Origin of the sequence: Stutzerimonas stutzeri (genome assembly GCF_024448895.1) — a bacterium.
Lineage (GTDB): Bacteria > Pseudomonadota > Gammaproteobacteria > Pseudomonadales > Pseudomonadaceae > Stutzerimonas > Stutzerimonas stutzeri_Q.
Genome location: NZ_JAMOIC010000010.1, coordinates 154,655 through 175,198, shown reverse-complemented (window position 1 = coordinate 175,198; position 20,544 = coordinate 154,655). Strand labels below are relative to the sequence as shown.

The following is a 20,544-nucleotide window of genomic DNA, read 5'->3' as shown; positions in this document are numbered from 1 at the left end:
CCTCAGGTTCTCACCTGAGGCTTCTAATTTGGCTCCGCGACCTGGACTCGAACCAGGGACCCAATGATTAACAGTCATTTGCTCTACCGACTGAGCTATCGCGGAACAGCGGTGCGTATCCTACTGTTAACTAAGGAGAAGTCAACCCTCGGCAGGTCAGAGGACCTGCACGATGGCGTCGGTTACGTGGTCCAGATTGTTGTGATTCAGTGCGGCGGCGCAGATGCGTCCGGTGCCGATGGCGTAGACCCCGAACTCAACACGCAGGCGCTCGACCTGGGCAGCAGTGAGCCCGGAGTAGGAAAACATGCCGCGCTGTTTGGCGACGAAGGTAAAGTCCTGCTTGGCGCCTTTTTCGGCCAGTTGGCGCACCATAGTCAGACGCATGTCCTGAATGCGGGTGCGCATTTCTGCAAGCTCTGTTTCCCACATCGCACGCAGTTCCGGGCTGTTGAGCACGGCCGATACCACTGTCGCTCCATGTGTCGGGGGGTTGGAGTAGTTGGTGCGGATCACGCGCTTGATCTGCGAGAGCACGCGTGCAGACTCGTCGCGGCTCTGGGTCACCATCGACAGGGCGCCGACGCGCTCGCCGTACAGCGAGAACGACTTCGAGAAAGAGCTGGAAACGAAGAAGCTCATGCCCGACTCGGCGAACAAGCGCACGGCGGCGGCGTCTTCTTCGATGCTGTCACCGAACCCCTGGTAGGCGATGTCGATAAAAGGCACATGGTCGTTGGCGCGCAAGACGTCAAGGATCTGCTTCCAGTCTTCCGGCTGCAGGTCTACGCCGGTCGGGTTATGACAGCAGGCGTGTAATACCACGATGGAGCGGGGCGGCAGGTTCTTCAGGTCTTCGAGCATGCCGGTCCGGTCGATCCCGTGGGTGGCTGCGTCGTAGTAACTGTAGTTCTGCACGGGAAAGCCGGCGGACTCGAACAGCGCCCGGTGGTTTTCCCAGCTCGGGTTGGTGATGGCCACGAGCGCATCAGGCAGCATGCGCTTGAGGAAGTCTGCGCCGATCTTCAAAGCGCCGGTGCCGCCCAGGGCCTGAGTGGTGACAACGCGGCCGTCTGCTACCAGTGCCGAGTCGCCGCCGAACAGCAGCGCTTGAACGGCCATGTCATAGCTGGCGATCCCATCGATAGGCAGATAGCCACGCGGAGCGTTCAGCTCCAGGCGCGCCATCTCGGCTGCAGCCACGGCACGCAGCAATGGAATTCGGCCTTCTTCGTTGTAATAAACGCCCACCCCCAGGTTGACCTTGTTCTGCCGCGAGTCGGCATTGAAGGCTTCATTGAGGCCGAGGATCGGATCGCGCGGCGCCATTTCGACAGCGGAGAACAAACTCATGATGGGGAGGCTCGAAGAGAAGGGAGTGGCTGATGCAGCACCCTCGCTTCGCGCTGAGGGCGGTGCGCAAACGGGGCAAGAGTATAGCGGTCCTGACCCTCCGTCGCGATATGCTAGGGCGGTTTTTCTGTCGGATTCTGTCCAATTGTGGCCGTTAGTTTCGCAGCTCAGGGCGCTGCCGGTGGCCCTGCACTTGATAATGCCAACGTCGCCCGCATTGAAAGGGCCTGATTGTTTCATCCGGGTCGGTCATCAGCCGCCGGAACAGTCCGAAATACGCGCCATGGAGGCTCCAACCGTTCGGCTTTAGGGTCGTCTCGCCATCTGAAGAGGTCGATATGTCGCAGTTCGAATTGGTCACCCGTTTCAAGCCTGCCGGAGATCAGCCTGAAGCCATTCGGCAGATGATCGAAGGCATCGAGGCGGGCTTGTCACACCAGACGCTGCTGGGCGTGACCGGCTCCGGGAAGACCTTCAGCATCGCCAATGTCATTGCCCATGTTCAGCGGCCGACGCTGGTGCTGGCACCGAACAAGACGTTGGCAGCGCAGCTATACGGGGAATTCAAGGCCTTCTTCCCGAATAATGCGGTGGAGTATTTCGTCTCCTACTACGACTATTACCAGCCAGAAGCCTACGTCCCGTCCTCGGACACGTTTATCGAGAAAGACGCCTCGATCAACGATCACATCGAGCAGATGCGTCTCTCTGCGACCAAGGCTCTGCTGGAGCGATCGGACGCGATCATCGTTACCACAGTTTCCTGTATCTATGGTCTGGGTAGCCCTGAGACCTATTTGAAGATGGTGCTTCATGTAGATCGAGGCGATCGCTTGGATCAGCGTGAATTGCTGCGCCGCCTCACCGGCCTGCAGTACACGCGCAACGAGATGGACTTCGCTCGCGCGACCTTTCGCGTGCGCGGGGATGTGATCGATGTATATCCGGCCGAGTCGGATCTGGAGGCGGTACGAATCGAGTTGTTCGATGATGAGGTCGAGAGCCTGTCCGCCTTCGATCCGCTGACTGGCGAAGTGATTCGCAAACTGCCGCGCTTCACTTTCTATCCCAAAAGCCACTATGTGACGCCTCGCGACACGTTGCTGGACGCCATCGAGAACATCAAGGCGGAGCTTAAGGATCGTCTCGACTACTTGCGATCCAATAACAAGCTGGTCGAGGCGCAGCGGCTCGAACAGCGCACCCGTTTCGATCTGGAAATGATCATGGAGCTGGGCTACTGCAACGGCATTGAGAACTACTCCCGCTATCTGTCGGGGCGGGCATCGGGTGAAGCACCGCCTACGCTGTATGACTATTTGCCAGCCGATGCGCTGCTGGTGATCGACGAGTCCCACGTCAGCGTGCCGCAGGTCGGTGCCATGTACAAAGGCGACCGCTCGCGCAAGGAAACGCTGGTGGAGTACGGCTTCCGCCTGCCATCTGCACTGGATAACCGCCCAATGCGTTTCGACGAGTGGGAGGCCATCAGCCCGCAGACGATCTTCGTCTCGGCAACCCCTGGCCCCTATGAGGCGGAGCATTCCGGGCGAGTGATCGAGCAGGTGGTGCGGCCCACCGGATTGGTGGATCCGCAGATCGAGGTGCGGCCAGCGCTTACGCAAGTAGATGACCTGCTATCCGAGATCACCAAGAGTGTGGCCAAGGAAGAACGCGTTCTGGTGACCACGCTTACCAAGCGCATGTCCGAAGACCTGACCGATTACCTCGGCGACCATGGGGTTCGGGTGCGCTACCTGCACTCGGACATCGACACCGTCGAGCGGGTTGAGATCATCCGTGACCTGCGCCTGGGCGTATTCGACGTATTGGTCGGCATCAACCTGCTGCGTGAGGGGCTGGATATGCCGGAGGTGTCGCTGGTGGCGATTCTCGATGCAGACAAAGAAGGCTTCCTGCGTTCCGAGCGCTCGCTGATTCAGACCATCGGCCGTGCCGCGCGTAACCTCAATGGCCGGGCGATTCTCTACGCCGACCGTATCACCGGCTCCATGGAGCGGGCCATGGGCGAGACTGAGCGACGACGCAATAAGCAGATCGCGTTCAATGAGGCCAACGGTATCGTGCCAACGGGAGTGTTCAAGGACGTAAAGGACATCCTCGAGGGTGCCACCGTGCCAGGCTCGCGTAGCAAGAAGCGTAGGGGTGAGGCCAAGGCGGCGGAGGAGTCCGCGCGCTACGAGAATGAGTTGCGCTCACCGAGCGAGATCACCAAACGCATTCGCCAGCTCGAAGAGAAAATGCTCGCCTACGCGCGTGATCTGGAGTTCGAGGCCGCGGCGCAGACCCGCGACGAGATCCATAAGCTGCGTGAGCGTTTGCTGCAGGTCTGACATCGCGGCAATGGCGGGTGTCATTAGGGCGGTGCCCGGTGTAACGGCGCGTCGCCCGCTTCGCCTGAGTCGGAATGTGCAGTCGTCCGTTCGCCACGGCGTGTGCCAAGTGGAGCCAGTGGCGGAGTGCCTGTTAACATCGTGCCTTTATCAGCGCTGACCCGTCACGTATCACCGTCGGCAGTCGCTGTGTTTCCTCTATGATTTCGATTCCGAGAACATCATGACCACCGTTCGTACCCGCATCGCGCCATCTCCCACCGGCGATCCACACGTAGGCACGGCCTACATCGCGCTGTTCAATCTCTGCTTTGCGCGCCAGCATGGCGGACAGTTCATCCTGCGCATCGAGGATACCGATCAGCTGCGTTCGACCCGTGAATCGGAGCAGCAGATATACGATGCGCTGCGCTGGCTGGGCATCGAGTGGGACGAAGGCCCGGACGTGGGCGGCCCGCACGGCCCGTATCGGCAGAGCGAGCGCGGTGAGATCTATAAGAAGTATTCGGACGAGCTGGTCACAAAGGGGCATGCGTTCCCGTGCTTTTGCAGCGCCGAGCGCCTTGACCAGATTCGTGCCGAACAGATGGCCAACAAGGAAACACCGCGCTACGACGGTCATTGCATTTACATCCCCGCAGAGTCGGCGCAGCAGCGCATAGCAGCGGGCGAATCCCACGTGATTCGCATGAAGGTGCCAACAGAAGGCGTATGCCAGGTGCAGGACATGCTGCGCGGTACGGTCGAGATCGGCTGGGATCGTATGGACATGCAGGTACTGATGAAGGCAGACGGATTGCCGACGTACTTTCTGGCCAACGTGGTCGATGACCATCTGATGGGCATTACCCATGTGCTCCGTGGGGAAGAGTGGCTGCCGTCGGCGCCAAAGCTGATCAAGCTGTACGAGTACTTCGGTTGGGACCAGCCTCAGCTCTGCTACATGCCGCTGCTGCGTAATCCGGACAAGAGCAAGCTATCCAAGCGAAAGAATCCCACTTCGGTGACCTTCTACGAACGCATGGGATTCATGCCCGAGGCGATGCTCAACTATCTCGGCCGGATGGGCTGGTCGATGCCGGACGAGCGGGAGAAATTTACGCTCGCAGAGATGATCGAGCATTTCGACATCAGCCGTGTTTCGCTTGGCGGTCCGATCTTCGATGTGGAGAAGCTGTCCTGGCTCAATGGCCAGTGGCTACGTGAGCTTTCGGTGGAAGCGTTCGCCGAGCAGGTCCAGCGTTGGGCGTTAAACCCCGAATACATGATGAAGATTGCCCCCCATGTGCAGCAGCGGGTGGAAACCTTTAGCCAGATCGCGCCATTGGCTGGCTTCTTCTTCTCCGGCGCGTTGAATCTTGACCCTGCGCTGTTCGAGCACAAGAAGCTCGATCCTACTCAGGTTCGCCAGGTGCTGCAGCTCACGCTGTGGAAGCTGGAGGCGCTTCGCCAGTGGGACAAGGAACGCATAACCGATTGCATTCAGGGTGTCGCAGCGCACCTTGAGTTGAAGCTGCGTGACGTAATGCCGTTGATGTTCGCGTCGATGACCGGGCAGGCCAGCTCTGTTTCGGTCCTCGACGCCATGGAAATCATTGGTCCCGACCTGACCCGTTTCCGCCTGCGTCAAGCGCTGGAGCTGCTGGGTGGCGCGTCGAAGAAGGAAGTGAAGGAGTGGGAGAAGCTCTTCGCTGCCATGGCGTGAACACTCTTTGCATCAGCATGGGCGCTCGATCCTTGCTGATGCATCTCCAGCCGCCGCTCGTCGGAGGTAAGTAATTGTTCTGATGCCGAAAAATGTTCAGGTCGCGGGAAAAATATCGTTGACACTCTGCAGGCCCGCACCTAATATGCGCCCCGTCCTCGAGATGGGGCTATAGCTCAGCTGGGAGAGCGCTTGCATGGCATGCAAGAGGTCGACGGTTCGATCCCGTCTAGCTCCACCAATCTCGATTGCCACACCGGTCCGTTGGATCGGTCGCCTTTGAAGGGCTTTGCGTCCCCTTCGTCTAGTGGCCTAGGACACCGCCCTTTCACGGCGGTAACAGGGGTTCGAGTCCCCTAGGGGACGCCATTATTCAGGAACGCGAAGCGTAAGCAGCGCGGGTCGAGAGACGTTAAATCCGGGGCTATAGCTCAGCTGGGAGAGCGCTTGCATGGCATGCAAGAGGTCGACGGTTCGATCCCGTCTAGCTCCACCAATCCACGACAGGTCGCAGTAGTCAGGCGGTTTGTTCATCGAAGGTTTCGTCCCCTTCGTCTAGTGGCCTAGGACACCGCCCTTTCACGGCGGTAACAGGGGTTCGAGTCCCCTAGGGGACGCCATTTTTTTGCCCGTTTTGGGCATCAAAGGGTCATTTCTAACGGAATGGCCCTTTTTGTTTTGCGCGCGATTCGTGAAATTCGGAAGATTTGAGTCAGTCGTCATCATGCTGAAAGCTCAGCCATGCTGAATGGTGCGTCATAGACAGCTCTCACATGCGTGACAAGCGCCCGCTGCGTGGCTTCCAATAGCAGACCCAGCCGCGCCAGCGGCGTATTCCACAGCGGAGGTATGCATGATCTGGGACCAGGCCGATGCGTTCGTCATTGATTTCGACGTACAAGCCGAACACATCGACGAACTCGGACACGCCAACAATGCCGTTTATGTAACCTGGCTGGAAACCTGTGCCTGGCGGCATTCCCAGAGTTTGGGTTTAGGGCTTGAAGACTACCGGCGTCTGGATCGAGCCATGGCAGTGCTCAGGCATGAAATCGATTATCTTGCGGCCGCCTATGAAGGTGACCGGTTGAAGCTTGCAACCTGGATCGTCGATTCTGATCAGCGGTTGAAGATGAAACGCAATTTCCAGCTGGTCCGGCCTGCGGATCAAACAACGCTCCTGCGGGCACAAACCACTTTTGTCTGCATCCAGTTGTCATCCGGTAAGCCCAAGCGGATGCCGGAAGCGTTCATTGAGGGGTACGGCAAGGCGTTGATACAGCCTTACCCCCTCGAACTCTGAATCCCGGCCTTTATCCTTAACGCTGCTCTGGCTTGCTGACGTCGGCCTCGCGGCGTTCCTCGGCGTCTTCGCGCCAGTCGTCCTGCACCTCGGTCTTCATTTTCTCGTCCATGGTTTTGCCATTTTCGCCGGCAGCACCATTGGCGCGCTGATGGTTCTCGCTCATGGCGCTGCCGTGGGTGTCGCTGGCGGCGCCATGTGTTTCATGCTTGTCGTCCTGAGCAGCCATTACCGTGGTGGCTAGAGTTGTCGAAAACACAGCAGCGATCAGATGGGTGGTCTTCATGTGAATGCCTCCAGAATTGGTTTTGTTTTATCTGCCTCCCTAGTTCCGACTCGGCTGCGAGAAGATTGTTCGCCACGGCTGACGGGCCCAACGGACTCCTCGGCGGGCGCTGGATCAGCGATAATCAGGCCAGACCGCTATCACCCGCTCCCGGTCGTATCGGGCGGGCAGCGTTTATCAACGCCAAAACGAGTTCTGCGCCGTTAATCCAAGCCGAAAAATCATCCATGTCGATTGCGACTGCTTCTATGCGGCGATCGAGATGCGTGACGACCCCAGTCTGGCGAACCGACCTATTGCAGTCGGCGGGCTGGCCGACCGTCGGGGGGTCATTGCCACCTGCAATTACGAGGCGCGTGCGTACGGCGTTCGCTCTGCCATGGCTTCGGGGCATGCGCTCAAGCTGTGTCCTGATCTGCTGATCCTGCGACCGCGAATGGATGCCTACAAGGAAGCATCGCGCGAAATTCACGGGATCTTCCGTACCTATACCGATCTCATCGAGCCCCTGTCACTCGACGAAGCCTTTCTGGACGTCAGCGGCTGTGAGCATTTCGCGGGCAGTGCAACCCGCATTGCCCAGGACATTCGTCGACGGGTGTGGCAACAGCTGCGAATCACCGTGTCTGCAGGCGTTGCGCCGAACAAGTTCCTGGCCAAGATCGCCAGCGACTGGAACAAGCCCGACGGGCTTTTCGTCATAACCCCTGATCAGGTCGATGATTTTGTCCTGGCGTTGCCGGTCACCAAGCTGCATGGCGTTGGCCGGGTCACAGCCGAAAAGTTGAAGCGAATGGGCATCCAGACGTGCGCAGATCTACGGACCTGGAGGCGTCTTGATCTGGTGCGGGATTTCGGCTCGTTCGGCGAGCGATTGTGGGGCTTGGCGCACGGGATAGATGATCGGGTGGTTCAGGTCGAGAGTCGTCGTCAGTCGGTGAGTGTCGAGAATACCTATGATCGCGACTTGCCAGACCTTGCCGCCTGCCTTGAGCGTCTGCCGGAACTGCTGGAAGAACTCACTGGACGAATGGCGAGACTGGATAGCGGTTACCGGCCGGGCAAGCCTTTCGTCAAACTCAAATTCCACGACTTCACCCAGACCACCCTTGAGCAAGCCGGTGCGGGGCTGGAACTTGAGGATTATGCCGACCTTCTGGCAGGCGCTTTCGCGCGCGGGAAGCGTCCGGTGCGGTTGATTGGCGTGGGCGTCCGCCTGATCGACCTGCGCAGCGGCTTCGAGCAGATGCGGTTGTTCTGAGCTACAGACGGGCATGGCTGCACGTGCTACCGCCAAGGTCTCCGTCAATGGTTGCAATGAAAAGGGGCCGCTCAGTGAGCGGCCCCTTTGTTGGTAATAAAAGAGGGGAATCCCTGGCCTGCCTGTACCAGGGTCCCCGAAACTGGTTACCAAGGTGTTTGCAGGGGCCGTGCCAGTTTCGGGTTGAGTCGGTTTTAATCTGGTTTCGTGGCCGCACCGGCATGTCCAGCGGCTGAGCAGACGCCTCGAAGCGCCCGCAGCTCTGCGGTTTTCGTCTAAACGGGGGCGTGAGGGATGCTCAATCCATGAGCCGTGCGGTTGATGCAATCAGAACTGGGCGTCTGGAGTGCACGTCGCGCATAAGCGTTTGCCGCCTGCTTGCAGGGCACTCCATAGCTGAAGTGCTCATCTTTGGCGCAGTTCAGTTTTGCTCGGGCCACATGCGAAGAGGGGCGCCTTCGGAGGGCCAGAAGCGCAGTTGATCAATGTTGGAAACATCCCACCGTTCGATCTTTGCGAGTAGTTCGAGGAAGTGCTGCTCCTGCTTCATGATGTGCTCTGCGCACATCTTTCGCGTGCTACCGATCTGGCCGAAGCGAAGCTTCTGGCCTTCGAGCTGATAGCTGGCGAACCAGTGATTGCAACCGGCGTTGCCATAGGCACGGTCTTCGCTGAACGTCAGCGAGACGGGATTGCGGCCAACCACGGCGTCCTCGCCTATCCACTCGGCAATGTAGGTGACGTCGTTCTTCAGCATCAGCGGTTCTACCGAACAGCCTACGACTGAAGCCAGGGCCAGAGCAGTCAACAGGTGTTTTTTCATGGCGTTGCTCTTTGGCAGGCCGGGCAGAGATGTTTGCCGGCGTCGTTCTTCCATCCCAACTCTGCGATCCGTGCTTCGGCCGCTGGACCGCGTGCGCTTTCACCCTTGGCGGCGTCCACTGCAAATTCGAAGTCGAGTTGTTTGCTGCAACTGTCGCAGTCGACCTGCCAATTGTGGATGGCCAGTTCGCGAAAGACCGGTCCACTTGCGACCGCCATCCACTGTCCGGGTGGGTTGATCAAATGACGGACCTTATCGACGGTCAGTCGCTGATAGAGATCGCGGCTTCCCTTGAGCGTGACGATCAGGACATCGCCGGAACGGACGTTGCCGCCATTGCCGGTAATTTGATAACGGCCCGGGGCAAGCGCACGGCATTCGGTGAGGGTGTGTCCGGGATTGAGCAGGTTGTAGCGGAAATCGTGTTCGGCCATGACTCGCGATCGATCGAAATGAGAAGGGACTTGCAATGGGCCGTAATGCTAGCACGGCACTGTTGTGGAGGGCGGGGCGGGGACAGGTTCACGCTGAAAGGCTGGACCTCGGCTTCGCTGCTTTGGATCAAGGCGTAGCAGTCCGAGCGGCAGGAGCGGCAGGAGCGGCAGGATCGGCAATGGTAGCTGGCTCAGCCACTCACCACAGCCCTCTCTCCGGGAGGAGAGGGAGCAAGTGGTGCGGTCGTTGTGGTTGATGTCGGTTCGGGACCCTCTATGCCTTGTCATGTAGGCGTGCGGGGTTGATCAGGGGCGCGCTGTGGCGAACGACTCGTCGAGGAAGCGCTGCATGTCTTTCCATGAGCGCTCGTCTGCGGCTTTGTTATAGGCCACGTCCACGCCTTTTTCCTGAAACTTGTCTGCGCCGGGATTGGTGAAGCCGTGCTTGGCGCCGGGGAGGTTGACGAACTGGTAGTCGGCTCCTGCTTTCACCATTTCCGCATTCAACGCAGCCACGTCGTCGGCACTGACCATACTGTCGGCGCTGCCGTGCTCGACCAGTACTCGTGACTTCACGCTTCCCGTTGTGGCACGGGTTTGTGTTGCCAAGGCGCCATGGAAACTGACCACGCCTTCGAGCGGTACGCCCTGGCGTGCCATATCCAGCACCACCTTGCCACCGAAGCAGTAGCCGACAGCCGCCAGTTTGGCTGGATCGGTTTGCTGCTGATCCTTGAGTAGATCAAGTCCGGCGTTGAATCGAGCCTTCGCTGCGTCGGAGTCGGCCATGGCAGCCTGCATGAAGCTCATGGCGTCTTTGGGGTGTTCGGTATTTTTGCCTTCACCGTACATGTCGATCGCCAGCGCGCTGTAGCCCAATCCGGCAAGGTCGCGGGCACGGCTTTTCGCATAATCGTTGAGGCCCCACCATTCATGGACGACCACGATGCCGGGGCGCTTGCCTTCGATTGCATCGTCGTATGCGTAATAGCCAACCATTTTGGTGCCATCGGCCGCAGTGTATGGAATTTCCTGGGTCTGGATTTCGGCTTGAGCGAAGACACTCACAGCCATCAGTGCGCCGAGCAGGGGATAACGCATGGTGGATTCCTTGTTGTAGTTGATATCGAGGTAATCCGATAAATAACCGGAGATCGATTCAGCTGCAACAAGGGCGTGTAGTGAAGGGCATATGAGGCGGTAAGTGACTAAGCGAGCCGTCGCCCCGCAGAACGATGCAAAAATGAAAAATCCAAGCCCATTACAGGCTTGGATTAATCCAGTTCGGCGCCTTCCGCCGAAGACGGTGCAGTGGTTTCAGCTGTTTACCAGCCAGGCACGCCGTGCATGTCAGGCAGGCGGTGGGCGATACCCTTGTGGCAATCAATGCAGGTCGCTTCACCGGTGCCCAGTGATTTGGAGTGGAACTCCGCTGCACGCTTGCTCTGGCGAGTGAAGTCCATGAAGTCGTAATCGTGGCAGTTACGGCATTCCAGGGAATCGTTGGCTTTCAGGCGACGCCATTCCCGTTCGGCCATTTCACGGCGCAATCCGAGAAATTTCTCCCGCGTGCTGATGGTACCGAAAATCTTGCCCCAGACTTCTTTGGAAGCCTGCATCTTGCGGGCGATCTTGTCTGTCCATTCATGGGGAACATGGCAATCGGGGCAGGTCGCGCGAACGCCGGAACGGTTGGTGTAGTGAATGGTGTCCTTGATCTCCATGTACACGTTGTCTTCCATTTCGTGACAGGAGATACAGAAGGCTTCCGTGTTGGTCGCTTCGAGGGCGGTGTTGAAACCGCCCCAGAAGATGATCCCGGCAAGGAAGCCCCCAAGGGTCAGAACGCCCAGACTGTAATGCACGCTTGGGCGGCGCAGAACGGTCCAGTAGCGCTTGAGAAACGACAGTATCGACTTCATCCAGGCGTCCTCACTGTTCGTTCTGTTTGTTTTCGTGATAAAGCAGGTCGTCGATGTTCTCGAAGTCGTTCTGCACCAAAGGTTTCACGTCATGCTGCACCACATGGCATTGGGTGCAGAAATATCGACGTGGTGCGACGGCGCCCAATGTCTGGCTGTCACGATCGGTGAAGTGCGTGATGCTGATCATGGGCGCCTGCGTGCGCGCACTATTGGCTCGGCTATGGCAGGCCAGGCACTTGTTCCCGTTGGTGTCGACCTGATAGCCACGAATGGTGTGTGGGATGGTAGGCGGCTGTTCCGGATAGTTGCGCTCGCGCTTGAGGTCCTTGTTTTCCTCGTCCTTGAGCGGTGGTGGGGTGAACTCCTGCGTGATGGTGCCGCCCGGACGACGACCGTCCGGGGCAGGAGCATCAAGCGGGTAATCCGGACCGGCCGCAACGGCCAGGCCGAACACCGCGAGGAGTGTCAAAGGCAGTAAGCGAAATTTCATGGCGACTCTCCTCAGGCGATGCTGACCACTTCGATCTTCACGGCGCATTTCTTATAGTCGGTTTGCTTGGAGATCGGGTCGGTTGCGTCGAGGGTGACCTTGTTGATCAATTTGTTTGCATCGAAGAACGGCACGAAGATCAGGCCCTTTGGTGGCTTGTTGCGGCCACGGGTCTCGATGCGAGCCTGCATTTCACCGCGGCGGCTGATGACCTTCACCACGCTTCCACGCCGCGCTTTGAGGTCTCGTGCATCGTCGGGATGCATGTAAACCAAGGCGTCGGGAACGGCCTGGTGCAGTTCATCGACACGCTGGGTCATGCTGCCGGTATGCCAATGCTCCAGCACACGACCAGTACTGAGCCAGAAGGGGTAGTCCTGGTCGGGCACTTCCGCGGGAACCTCGTAGGGCAGCGCAAAGATGATCGCCTTCTTGTCCGGGTAGCCGTAGAACTGAACCCCGGTACCCTTCTCGACATAGGGGTCGTGGCCTTCGCGATAGCGCCAAAGGGTTTCTTTGCCATCCACTACAGGCCAGCGCAGGCCGCGCTCCTTGTGGTAGATGTCGAAGTCCGCCAGGTCGTGGCCATGGCCGCGGCCGAACTCGGCGTATTCCTCGAACAGTCCCTTCTGCACGTAAAACCCGTAATCCTCGGATTCGTAATTGCGGTAACCCTCTTCGATATCGGACGTCGGGAAGCGGTCGACCTGACCGTTTTTGAACAGCACCTCGAACAGTGTCTTACCTTTCAGCTCTGGCGATTTGGCGAGCAGATCGGCCGGCCAGACCTCGTCGGTGGTAAAGCGCTTGGAAAACTCCATGAGCTGCCACAGGTCAGAACGCGCCTCACCCGGTGCGCTGACCAGCTGATGCCAGAAGTGCGTGCGACGTTCGGCGTTGCCGTATGCGCCTTCCTTTTCCACCCACATGGCGGCCGGCAGGATCAGATCCGCGGCCTGTGCTGATACGGTGGGGTATACGTCGGAGACGACGATGAAGGTTTCCGGATTGCGCCAGCCAGGCAGGATTTCCTGCATGATGTTGGGGCCGGCCTGCATGTTGTTGGTGGCCTGGGTCCAGTAGACCTTGAGGCCGCCGTCTTTCAGTTCGCGGCTCTGCTGGACGGCATGGAAGCCAGGCTTCTCCTGGATGGTGCCTTCCGGCAGTTTCCATATCTTTTCGGTGATCGCCCGATGCTTGGGGTTGGTGACGACCATGTCTGCAGGCAGGCGATGGGAGAACGTGCCCACCTCACGCGCGGTGCCGCAGGCAGACGGCTGGCCAGTGAGCGAGAACGGGCTGTTGCCCGGTTCGCTGATCTTGCCGGTCAGCAGGTGAATGTTATAGATCATGTTGTTCGCCCAGACACCGCGGGTGTGCTGGTTGAAACCCATGGTCCAGAACGACATCACCTTGGTCTTCGGGTCGGCATAGAGTTCGGCCAGCGCCTTCAAACGCTCGGCAGGCACCCCTGATTCGTGGGCTGCATGCTCAAGGGTGTAAGGCTTGAGGAACTCGGCGTAGTCCTCGAAGCTCATGTCAGTCCAGCTGCCCGCAACCGCAGCGTTTTCGGCCTTCAGCTCGCGGGGGTCGGTCGGCCGCAAGCCATATCCGATGTTGGTCGCGCCCCGGGCGAACTTGGTGTGGTTCTTGACGAAGTCCTCGTTAACCGCACCGCTCTGTATGATGTGGTTGGCGATGTAGTTGAGGATCACCAGATCGGTCTGCGGATTGAAGACCATTGGAATATCGGCAAGGTCGAAGCTGCGGTGTTCGTAGGTCGACATCACCGCAACTTTGACATGCGGTGCGCTCAGTCGGCGGTCGGTGACGCGCGTCCAGAGTACGGGGTGCATCTCGGCCATGTTCGAGCCCCAAAGCACGAAAGCGTCGGCCACTTCGATGTCGTCATAGCAGCCCATGGGCTCGTCCATGCCGAAGGTCCGCATGAAGCCTACTGCGGCAGATGCCATGCAGTGGCGCGCATTCGGGTCGAGGTTGTTGGAGCGGAACCCGGCTTTCATCAGCTTGTTGGCGGCATAGCCTTCCCAGACAGTCCACTGGCCGGAGCCGAACATGCCGACCGAGGTCGGGCCGTGGTCCTTCAGGGCCTTCTTGTACTTTTCTTCCATGACATCGAAGGCCTGTTCCCAGCTCACCGACTGGAACTCGCCCTGCTTGTCATACTTTCCGTCCTTCATCCGCAGCAAAGGCTGGGTCAGGCGGTCAGTGCCGTACATGATCTTCGAGAGAAAGTAGCCTTTGACGCAATTGATGCCGCGATTCACCTCGGCCTTCACATCGCCATGAGTTGCTACCACGCGATCACCCGCCGTGGCGACCATCACGCCGCAACCGGTACCGCAGAAGCGGCAGGGCGCTTTATGCCACTTGAGATTGGTAGCCTCTGGGTCGGTAATCAGATTGGTGGCGCTTGTGGCAATGGGGATGCCGGCCACGCTGGCAGCGATGGCCGCGGCGTTGGCTTTGGCAAATTGACGTCGTGTGAGGCTCATTCAGGCTCTCCTTCGGGGGTGAGGAGTTCGTGGTAAATCAGGGCAGCGTTCAAAACGCCGGGCATCTGTTGGATATGGCTGATGGTGTCGAGAATGCGGCTCTCATGTTCGGCCTCGAGGACGACCACGACTTTGCCCGCAGCGCTCTCCTGGTGCAGTTCCGTTCCGGGCAGCAGCACCATGTTTCTCTTCACTGCTTCGAGCAGCTCGGGTCGGCAATGCACGAGCAAGCTCGCAATATGCAAGTCGTTATTCATTTAATTATGGTGCTCCGCCTGCACCAGGAAACAAGGCAGGCTAAGGGGGCAGTATCTAAGGTGGTCTGCGATCAGCTCGGGGGGCCAGGCGGCCCGAAGATCATCTGGCTGATCCAGACGATGAAGCCGTAACCAGAGACCGTTACGATGCTCAGGAGCGGAAAGAACAAGACCAGAAGAAAGACAAATAGCCGAGTTTCTTCCGATTTCCCGACAGGGGCAGGATCGGTATGGTGCGGCACTGCGTTCACCTTCAAATCCGAGTGTTGTACTGGGAGTCTAGAAAGTGTTCAGGGCTTAATCAAAGTCATTTGGTCACTTAGCATCCGGCTATACGGGTTAATTTCACTTTAGTTGATCTGGCTCAACTAAAGGCGGTGCCCAAGATATTTTGTCGATCAGATATCGCTCATGTAAGAAGCCAATTAGGTAACAAAAGTGAAACCCTAGACTCTTTTATTACTGCGCTTTAACCCGTTGCCACCGTGTTAGGCTGCGTCGCTTTTTTTGCCCGCTAATGCGAATGTACCGTTGATGAACACGCCCTCCGACACCCACGACACCCATCTCAAACGCGGAACCGCTGCATACCGTCGCGCTACGCTGGCGCTCTTCTGCGCAGGCTTTGCCACCTTCGCCATGCTTTATTGCGTCCAGCCGCTGCTGCCGCTTCTGGCTGCACATTTCTCGGTGTCAGCGGCTACGAGCAGTCTGGCACTGTCGCTGACGACCTTATCGCTGGCGTTCTGTCTGTTGATTTCTGGTGGTCTTGCCGAGAGTTGGGGGCGCAAGCGCGTCATGGCACTGGCACTCATGCTGGCGGGGGCGCTCGGCCTTGCTTGTGTGCTTGTCGAGTCGTGGAGCGTATTGCTCGTCCTCCGCGCTCTGCTAGGCCTTGCTCTCAGCGGATTGCCAGCCCTGGCGATGGCCTATGTCGGCGAGGAGTTCGATCCCGAATCCTTACCGGCGGCGATGGGCCTGTACATTGGCGGAACGGCGCTTGGTGGATTGCTTGGAAGATTGTTGTCAGGCCTGTTGAGCGACATAGGTGGATGGCAGGCAGCACTTGGCGGGATCGCAGTAATGGGGATGCTGGCGCTGGCGTTGTTCGTCTGGCTGCTGCCCCCTTCACGTCACTTCAAGGCGCAAGCGTTATCGCTTAAGGGCTTGCTCGCCAATTTTGCTCAGCACCTGCGTAACCCCATCCTGCGCACCTTGTTTCTGCAGGCGTTCCTGCTGATGGGTGGCTTCGTGGCGATGTTCAACTACATTGCATTCCGGCTGGCGGCGGCCCCGTTCGGGCTTTCCTCTACCGTCATCGGCCTGTTATTCACGGTCTACCTGGCGGGTATCTTCAGTGCTGGATGGGCGGGGCGTCTGGTCCCCCGGCTCGGCGCACGACGTGTTCTCCAGGGCGGCATCAGCTTAATGCTGCTGGGTGTGGCGCTATGTTCGACAACCTGGTTGGCAGCCATCGTGCTGGGGCTGGCGCTGTTCACGTTGGGCTTTTTCGCGGCGCATGCTGTCGCAAGTGGGCAGGTCGGTGTGCATGCAGCCGACGCCAAGGCACAGGCATCAGCCTTGTACCTGTGCGCCTACTATCTGGGATCGAGTGTCGTGGGGTACGCCGCCGGTTATGTCTGGGAACATGCCGGATGGTTGCCGTTGATGGCGGCGCTTGCCGGGCTGTTCCTGATCGCCGCTTGGACAGCGAGGAGCCTGTAGCAAGCGGGCAGCTATTCGACGCGTTGTTCTCCACTGAACACCAGTGTCACACGACAGCTGCGGCAAAAGTAACGCCGGCCTTTACGCACCAGCGCATGCCGTTGCGCAGAAAATGGGAAATCCCGCTCGGGGCACGCGCAGCGATAGATATACCGGCTGGCCTGTGCGCGGCTGATCGCATAGGTATGACAACGATCCGGGGTTAGCTCGTATACGCCGCGCATGATCAGTTGCCATTCCTCGCCATGAGGGCGGATAGAACCGCCAAACATGCGGTGCGCGATCAGATGCGCAACTTCATGTGCCACGGTCTGTTTTAGAAAATGGTCCCGATTATCTTGGTAGAGCTGAGGATTGAAGCGCAGCAGATTTTCGGTGAGATGCGCGACGCCGGCCTTCTGCCCGCGCAATTTGAAACTGACCTGGGGACGCTGGAATTTACGGTTGAAGAATGCTTCGGCCTGCTGGTAGCAGGCCTCGACACGCGCATGGAGCTGTTCAGGCATACGGGTCTCCCGAAAGAGCCCGGAATTATGCCGTAAAGGCGACGGCTGACAACCGCTTAGAGGCCACCGGGTTCCTTTTGAGGACGTTCGTCCTGTGTGCCATAGCTCTGGTTCACTGGTGTATTGCGCTCATAGTTTGGCTCCAGCGAAAGGGACCAGAACAAAATCGTATTCACCATCACGGTGACCAGTACCAGCAGCGCAACGCCCCAAATCGAGCTCGCATACAGGAAACTCTGCGAGCTACGTTGACGCATAAAGGTGGGTAGCCCGGTGAAAAGAAGATAGGTGGAGTAGATCCCTGCGAACAAGAGAACCAGAGCGGCAAACCAGCGGTTCGGGTAGAGGCCTGTCACCCCTGCAAGGAGGAAGGGAGTAATTACATAGGCAATAAACCCGATGCATTGATTCAGGTTTGGCCTAACTTCGAATGCGCGGGACATCCAGCGCACGAAGAATCCCATGATTACGGTCCCAACGATAATGGAGCCATACAAAAGCAGACATAGCTGCAGTGCACTTCCCATGTCCAGTCTCACCCGTTCGTCTTCGACCAGGCTCCAACCTACGAACGTGACTCCTAAGAACAGGCATATCGGCGGAATCAGCGCTAGAGCTAGTAGATGCATCAGGTAATGCAGACTATGGGCATCTTCTTTTTGGCGAATGGTTTCCCAGGCCCTATCCGGGCGAGTGAATAAGCTGATGAATTCGGGCGTCATGGAGCCTCCTATGCTGATACTTGAGCGCTGTTGATGCAGGTATAGACGCTCAAGCTCGACAGGGATTCAAACCATGATCGATCCGTGGTGCGACAGAGTGCGGATAGGGTGAAGTGGCGGCACGGGCTGAGCGTGCCGCCTGGAACGTGCTTATCGAACGTAGATAGGACCTACGCCCATGCCCCACATGATCACCGAAAGCGCAAGGATCGCTACAAGCACGACAAGTCCCACAGCGAGTACCGAGCTGGAGAAGAGAAAGCCCTCGTCGGGGTGAATGTTCATGAAGGTTGGCAGACCGACATAGAGCAGATAGGTGGTGTAGCAGATGGCGGCCGTACCCACGAGCATTCCCAACCAGATGTGGGGATAGAGCGCGGCGAGACCCCCGACGAACAGCGGAGTAGCGGTGTAGGCCGCGAAGACGATGCATTGCACGAGGGTAGGGTTGGCATCATAGGTACGGGACATCCAGTGAATGAATCCACCCATTACCGCAACGCCGCCCAGCATCGCCAGATAGGAAAGGAGAGTGAGCTGCAGCGCACTGCCCTCCGTTAGTTTCACCGCTTCGCCACCGCCGATGCTCCAGCCGACCTGTGTGGTGCCGATAAATGCCGAAATGGCCGGTATGGCAGCGAGCACCAATACCTCTCCCAGATGCAGATGCCCTACCTCGCGTTCCTCCCCGGTAATCTCCTGCCATTCCTGATTCGGATGTGCAAACAGTCCCCAAACGTGATTGATCATGCCAGCGTCTCCTCGGTTTTAGAGGGTCGCTTCGCCTGGCGTGCCGTCAGTTGGACGGGCGTGCGACCTTAAGTCGCAGTATAGGAACTTGAAGGTACAGCGCACCGGGGTGGGTTAGAGCAATTGGAAGCTATGAGGCTACCGGTAATAGCGTTGTAGTATTTCCATCGCCAGATTGATTGACTGAATGCGAGTGGTGCTGCCGCCCCGATCCGGATGATGGATGCTGACGAGCTGGCGATACCGCCGTTTGATCAGCTGCAGATTCAGGGTTTCAACTTCTTGATCCAACTCGAACAGTTCAAGGGCGGCGCGTTTCTGTTCGGGGTCCCAACTGTCACTGGCAGCGTCGGGCTGGTCACCGCGCATCCGCGACCAGAAGCTGGCCAGAAGACGTTCCACTTCATCTTCGTCGGTATCGCGAAGATTGGTTAAATCGAGGTAATAGTCGCGCAGAGGGTCGCTCTCGGCCACCCCGCCTGTTCCAGGAGCGTAGGGGAGCAACTGCACGCACAGCGGCGAGATATGGAGGTCATAGCGGTTCTCGCCCCTGAGCTGATCCCGAAGGCAGTACAGCGCATTGAAGATGAGGAAATGGGTGCGGAACAGCACCAGCTTGTCGAATAGAGGCAGATTGGGGATATGCGTGCTGTGGCGGGCCTTGAGCTGTTGAATCAGCTGGTACTCGCTGCAGCCGTCCGGTTGCTCGCGCAGCAGCACGAAAATCTGCTCGGCCAGGTCCATCTCGGGTTCGAGGTCATCGTTCATGGCGCAAAGCCTAGCATAGCATAGCGCCAGCATTGTGAACTGCTGGATGGGTGGGGTAGGGCGGCGGTCGTTTTTGCGCTTAAAATGCGCGCCTTTCGCATCTCACCGGACTTTGACATGGGCAACCTTTCGGTCAACCAGAACAAATTGCAGAAACGTCTGCGCCGCCTTGCAGGCGAAGCCGTCACCGACTTCAACATGATCGAGGATGGCGACAAGGTCATGGTTTGCCTGTCCGGAGGCAAGGACAGTTACACCATGCTCGACGTACTGCTCTATCTGCAGAAGGTTGCGCCAGTAAAGTTTGAAATCGTCGCGGTGAACATGGACCAGAAACAGCCTGGATTTCCGGAACATGTACTGCCGGAGTATTTGAAGTCCATCGGCGTCGCGTATCACATCGTCGAAAAGGACACCTACTCCGTGGTCAAGGAGAAGATCCCGGAGGGCAAGACCACGTGTTCGCTGTGTTCGCGTCTGCGTCGCGGCACGCTCTATACCTTTGCCGATGAAATCGGCGCAACCAAGATGGCGCTCGGGCACCATCGCGACGACATTCTCGAGACTTTCTTCCTCAATATGTTTTACGGCGGCACGCTCAAGGCCATGCCGCCCAAGCTGCTTTCCGATGATGGACGCAACGTGGTGATTCGCCCGCTGGCCTACTGCAGCGAAGCGGATATCGAAGCCTATTCGCAGATGAAGGGCTTCCCGATCATTCCGTGCAACCTGTGCGGTTCGCAGGAAAACCTGCAGCGTCAGGTGGTCAAGGAAATGCTGCAGGAGTGGGAGCGCAAGTCGCCAGGTCGCGTCGAGATCATGTTCCGCGCTTTGCAGCACGTAGTGCCCTCTCAGCTGGCCGACCGAAACCTGTTCGACTTCACCAGCCTGCGCATTGATAACGAGGCCACGCCGCGTTTCGTCGATGTGATGAGCTTATAGAGCAGCTGCAAGCGGCGGTCTCGGGCTTGGAGCTTTCACGGCGGGCATTACTCAGCATGGCGCGCCCATGAGCTTAAAGCGGAACTCGGCCCCGCTTAGCCTTTGAACTGGTATTCATGACATGGCGGCTAGGTTCTGTGTGGGCGATGTGAATGAGCTACGCCATCACTCATGAATTCCCGGTTGAAGACCGTCGGGGCGCTGCGGTAAGGTTCGGTCATCTTACGGAGTCAACCATGTCGCCCACTCGTAATCCTCTTTCTATCGTTTCCGCCGGTGCATTGCGCGCCGAGCAGGTGCGTGGGCTGCTGGTTGCGACTGCCGATTATTATTTTTTTGGGTATTGGTTTAGCCATAAGCGCGCCTGATACCCCCCAGGCGCCCTAGCAAGCAGGGTCGCCACCAGACAGTTTTTAAACCCCCG

At 58.3% G+C, this 20,544-nt stretch carries 21 protein-coding genes and 5 tRNA genes; 11 read left to right on the top strand and 15 right to left on the bottom strand.

Annotated features, from left to right (window positions below):
* Positions 1 to 29: 29 nt before the first annotated feature.
* Together NA619_RS14125 and NA619_RS14120 are read right to left on the bottom strand one after the other, a co-directional pair.
* Positions 30 to 105 (bottom strand) — tRNA-Asn (locus NA619_RS14125).
* 51 nt (positions 106 to 156) lie between these two features.
* Complete coding sequence (locus tag NA619_RS14120; protein WP_255962475.1) at positions 157 to 1,353, bottom strand: amino acid aminotransferase; 1,197 nt, start codon at positions 1,351 to 1,353, stop codon at positions 157 to 159.
* 338 nt (positions 1,354 to 1,691) lie between these two features.
* On the opposite strand from NA619_RS14120, the gene uvrB reads away from it, so the two are divergent.
* The 7 genes from uvrB (at position 1,692) to NA619_RS14085 (ending at position 6,715) form a co-directional block, all read left to right on the top strand.
* Positions 1,692 to 3,707, top strand: coding sequence for an excinuclease ABC subunit UvrB (gene uvrB / locus NA619_RS14115; protein WP_255962474.1), 2,016 nt, complete (start codon positions 1,692 to 1,694; stop codon positions 3,705 to 3,707).
* 223 nt (positions 3,708 to 3,930) lie between these two features.
* Positions 3,931 to 5,412 carry a glutamate--tRNA ligase gene (gltX, locus tag NA619_RS14110; RefSeq protein WP_255962473.1) on the top strand — a complete coding sequence of 494 codons (1,482 nt, stop codon included), beginning with the start codon at positions 3,931 to 3,933 and terminating at the stop codon, positions 5,410 to 5,412.
* 165 nt (positions 5,413 to 5,577) lie between these two features.
* Positions 5,578 to 5,653: transfer RNA gene (locus NA619_RS14105), tRNA-Ala, on the top strand.
* A gap of 52 nt (positions 5,654 to 5,705) precedes the next feature.
* Positions 5,706 to 5,781: transfer RNA gene (locus NA619_RS14100), tRNA-Glu, on the top strand.
* A gap of 51 nt (positions 5,782 to 5,832) precedes the next feature.
* Positions 5,833 to 5,908: transfer RNA gene (locus tag NA619_RS14095), tRNA-Ala, on the top strand.
* 48 nt (positions 5,909 to 5,956) lie between these two features.
* Positions 5,957 to 6,032 (top strand) — tRNA-Glu (locus tag NA619_RS14090).
* 233 nt (positions 6,033 to 6,265) lie between these two features.
* Positions 6,266 to 6,715 carry an acyl-CoA thioesterase gene (locus NA619_RS14085; protein WP_255962472.1) on the top strand — a complete coding sequence of 150 codons (450 nt, stop codon included), beginning with the start codon at positions 6,266 to 6,268 and terminating at the stop codon, positions 6,713 to 6,715.
* A gap of 16 nt (positions 6,716 to 6,731) precedes the next feature.
* Here the strand turns inward: NA619_RS14085 and NA619_RS14080 are convergent, their stop codons facing one another.
* The gene (locus NA619_RS14080; RefSeq protein ID WP_255962471.1) at positions 6,732 to 7,001 is read right to left on the bottom strand and encodes a hypothetical protein; all 270 of its coding nucleotides are present in this window, start codon (positions 6,999 to 7,001) and stop codon (positions 6,732 to 6,734) included.
* Positions 7,002 to 7,221: 220 nt separating this feature from the next.
* Between NA619_RS14080 and dinB the strand changes: the two genes are divergently transcribed.
* Entirely contained in the window at positions 7,222 to 8,262 is a 1,041-nt protein-coding gene (dinB, locus tag NA619_RS14075; RefSeq protein WP_255962481.1) for a DNA polymerase IV, read from the top strand.
* 421 nt (positions 8,263 to 8,683) lie between these two features.
* Here the strand turns inward: dinB and NA619_RS14070 are convergent, their stop codons facing one another.
* The 8 genes from NA619_RS14070 to NA619_RS14035 form a co-directional block, all read right to left on the bottom strand.
* The gene (locus tag NA619_RS14070; protein WP_255962470.1) at positions 8,684 to 9,085 is read right to left on the bottom strand and encodes an META domain-containing protein; all 402 of its coding nucleotides are present in this window, start codon (positions 9,083 to 9,085) and stop codon (positions 8,684 to 8,686) included.
* Positions 9,082 to 9,519, bottom strand: a complete 438-nt coding sequence (locus NA619_RS14065) for a hypothetical protein (RefSeq protein WP_255962469.1) — start codon at positions 9,517 to 9,519, stop codon at positions 9,082 to 9,084. Before NA619_RS14065 ends, NA619_RS14070 begins: the two co-directional genes overlap by 4 nt.
* 306 nt (positions 9,520 to 9,825) lie before the next feature.
* Positions 9,826 to 10,620: a dienelactone hydrolase family protein gene (locus tag NA619_RS14060; protein WP_255962468.1), complete on the bottom strand. Its 795-nt coding sequence runs from the start codon at positions 10,618 to 10,620 to the stop codon at positions 9,826 to 9,828.
* A 224-nt stretch (positions 10,621 to 10,844) separates the two neighbouring features.
* A complete protein-coding gene (locus tag NA619_RS14055; RefSeq protein WP_255962467.1) occupies positions 10,845 to 11,441 on the bottom strand; it encodes a cytochrome c3 family protein in 597 nt (198 codons plus the stop codon).
* A 10-nt stretch (positions 11,442 to 11,451) separates the two neighbouring features.
* Positions 11,452 to 11,934 (bottom strand): nitrate reductase cytochrome c-type subunit, encoded by a 483-nt coding sequence (locus NA619_RS14050; protein WP_122165031.1) that lies wholly within the window; start codon positions 11,932 to 11,934, stop codon positions 11,452 to 11,454.
* An 11-nt stretch (positions 11,935 to 11,945) separates the two neighbouring features.
* On the bottom strand, positions 11,946 to 14,450 hold the full coding sequence (gene napA / locus NA619_RS14045; RefSeq protein ID WP_255962466.1) for a nitrate reductase catalytic subunit NapA: 2,505 nt from the start codon (positions 14,448 to 14,450) through the stop codon (positions 11,946 to 11,948).
* Complete coding sequence (locus NA619_RS14040) at positions 14,447 to 14,707, bottom strand: chaperone NapD (RefSeq protein ID WP_255962465.1); 261 nt, start codon at positions 14,705 to 14,707, stop codon at positions 14,447 to 14,449. The genes napA and NA619_RS14040 overlap by 4 nt, the downstream gene beginning before the upstream one ends.
* 71 nt (positions 14,708 to 14,778) lie before the next feature.
* Positions 14,779 to 14,949 (bottom strand): periplasmic nitrate reductase, NapE protein, encoded by a 171-nt coding sequence (locus NA619_RS14035; RefSeq protein ID WP_244214113.1) that lies wholly within the window; start codon positions 14,947 to 14,949, stop codon positions 14,779 to 14,781.
* 265 nt (positions 14,950 to 15,214) lie between these two features.
* Here NA619_RS14035 and NA619_RS14030 point away from each other — a divergent pair, with 265 nt between their 5' ends.
* Positions 15,215 to 16,432, top strand: coding sequence for an MFS transporter (locus NA619_RS14030; RefSeq protein ID WP_423836836.1), 1,218 nt, complete (start codon positions 15,215 to 15,217; stop codon positions 16,430 to 16,432).
* Positions 16,433 to 16,443: 11 nt separating this feature from the next.
* On the opposite strand, the gene NA619_RS14025 is transcribed toward NA619_RS14030, so the two are convergent.
* From NA619_RS14025 to NA619_RS14010, 4 genes are all read right to left on the bottom strand, one after another.
* On the bottom strand, positions 16,444 to 16,938 hold the full coding sequence (locus NA619_RS14025) for a SprT family zinc-dependent metalloprotease (protein ID WP_255962463.1): 495 nt from the start codon (positions 16,936 to 16,938) through the stop codon (positions 16,444 to 16,446).
* 56 nt (positions 16,939 to 16,994) lie between these two features.
* Positions 16,995 to 17,660, bottom strand: coding sequence for a Yip1 family protein (locus NA619_RS14020; protein WP_255962462.1), 666 nt, complete (start codon positions 17,658 to 17,660; stop codon positions 16,995 to 16,997).
* 150 nt (positions 17,661 to 17,810) lie between these two features.
* The gene (locus tag NA619_RS14015) at positions 17,811 to 18,410 is read right to left on the bottom strand and encodes a Yip1 family protein (RefSeq protein WP_255962461.1); all 600 of its coding nucleotides are present in this window, start codon (positions 18,408 to 18,410) and stop codon (positions 17,811 to 17,813) included.
* Positions 18,411 to 18,548: 138 nt separating this feature from the next.
* The gene (locus tag NA619_RS14010; protein WP_255962460.1) at positions 18,549 to 19,178 is read right to left on the bottom strand and encodes a DNA-J related domain-containing protein; all 630 of its coding nucleotides are present in this window, start codon (positions 19,176 to 19,178) and stop codon (positions 18,549 to 18,551) included.
* 117 nt (positions 19,179 to 19,295) lie between these two features.
* Between NA619_RS14010 and ttcA the strand changes: the two genes are divergently transcribed.
* Together ttcA and NA619_RS14000 are read left to right on the top strand one after the other, a co-directional pair.
* Positions 19,296 to 20,120 (top strand): tRNA 2-thiocytidine(32) synthetase TtcA, encoded by an 825-nt coding sequence (gene ttcA, locus NA619_RS14005; protein WP_255962459.1) that lies wholly within the window; start codon positions 19,296 to 19,298, stop codon positions 20,118 to 20,120.
* 236 nt (positions 20,121 to 20,356) lie between these two features.
* The gene (locus NA619_RS14000; protein ID WP_255962458.1) at positions 20,357 to 20,488 is read left to right on the top strand and encodes a hypothetical protein; all 132 of its coding nucleotides are present in this window, start codon (positions 20,357 to 20,359) and stop codon (positions 20,486 to 20,488) included.
* The last annotated feature ends 56 nt before the right edge of the window (positions 20,489 to 20,544 follow it).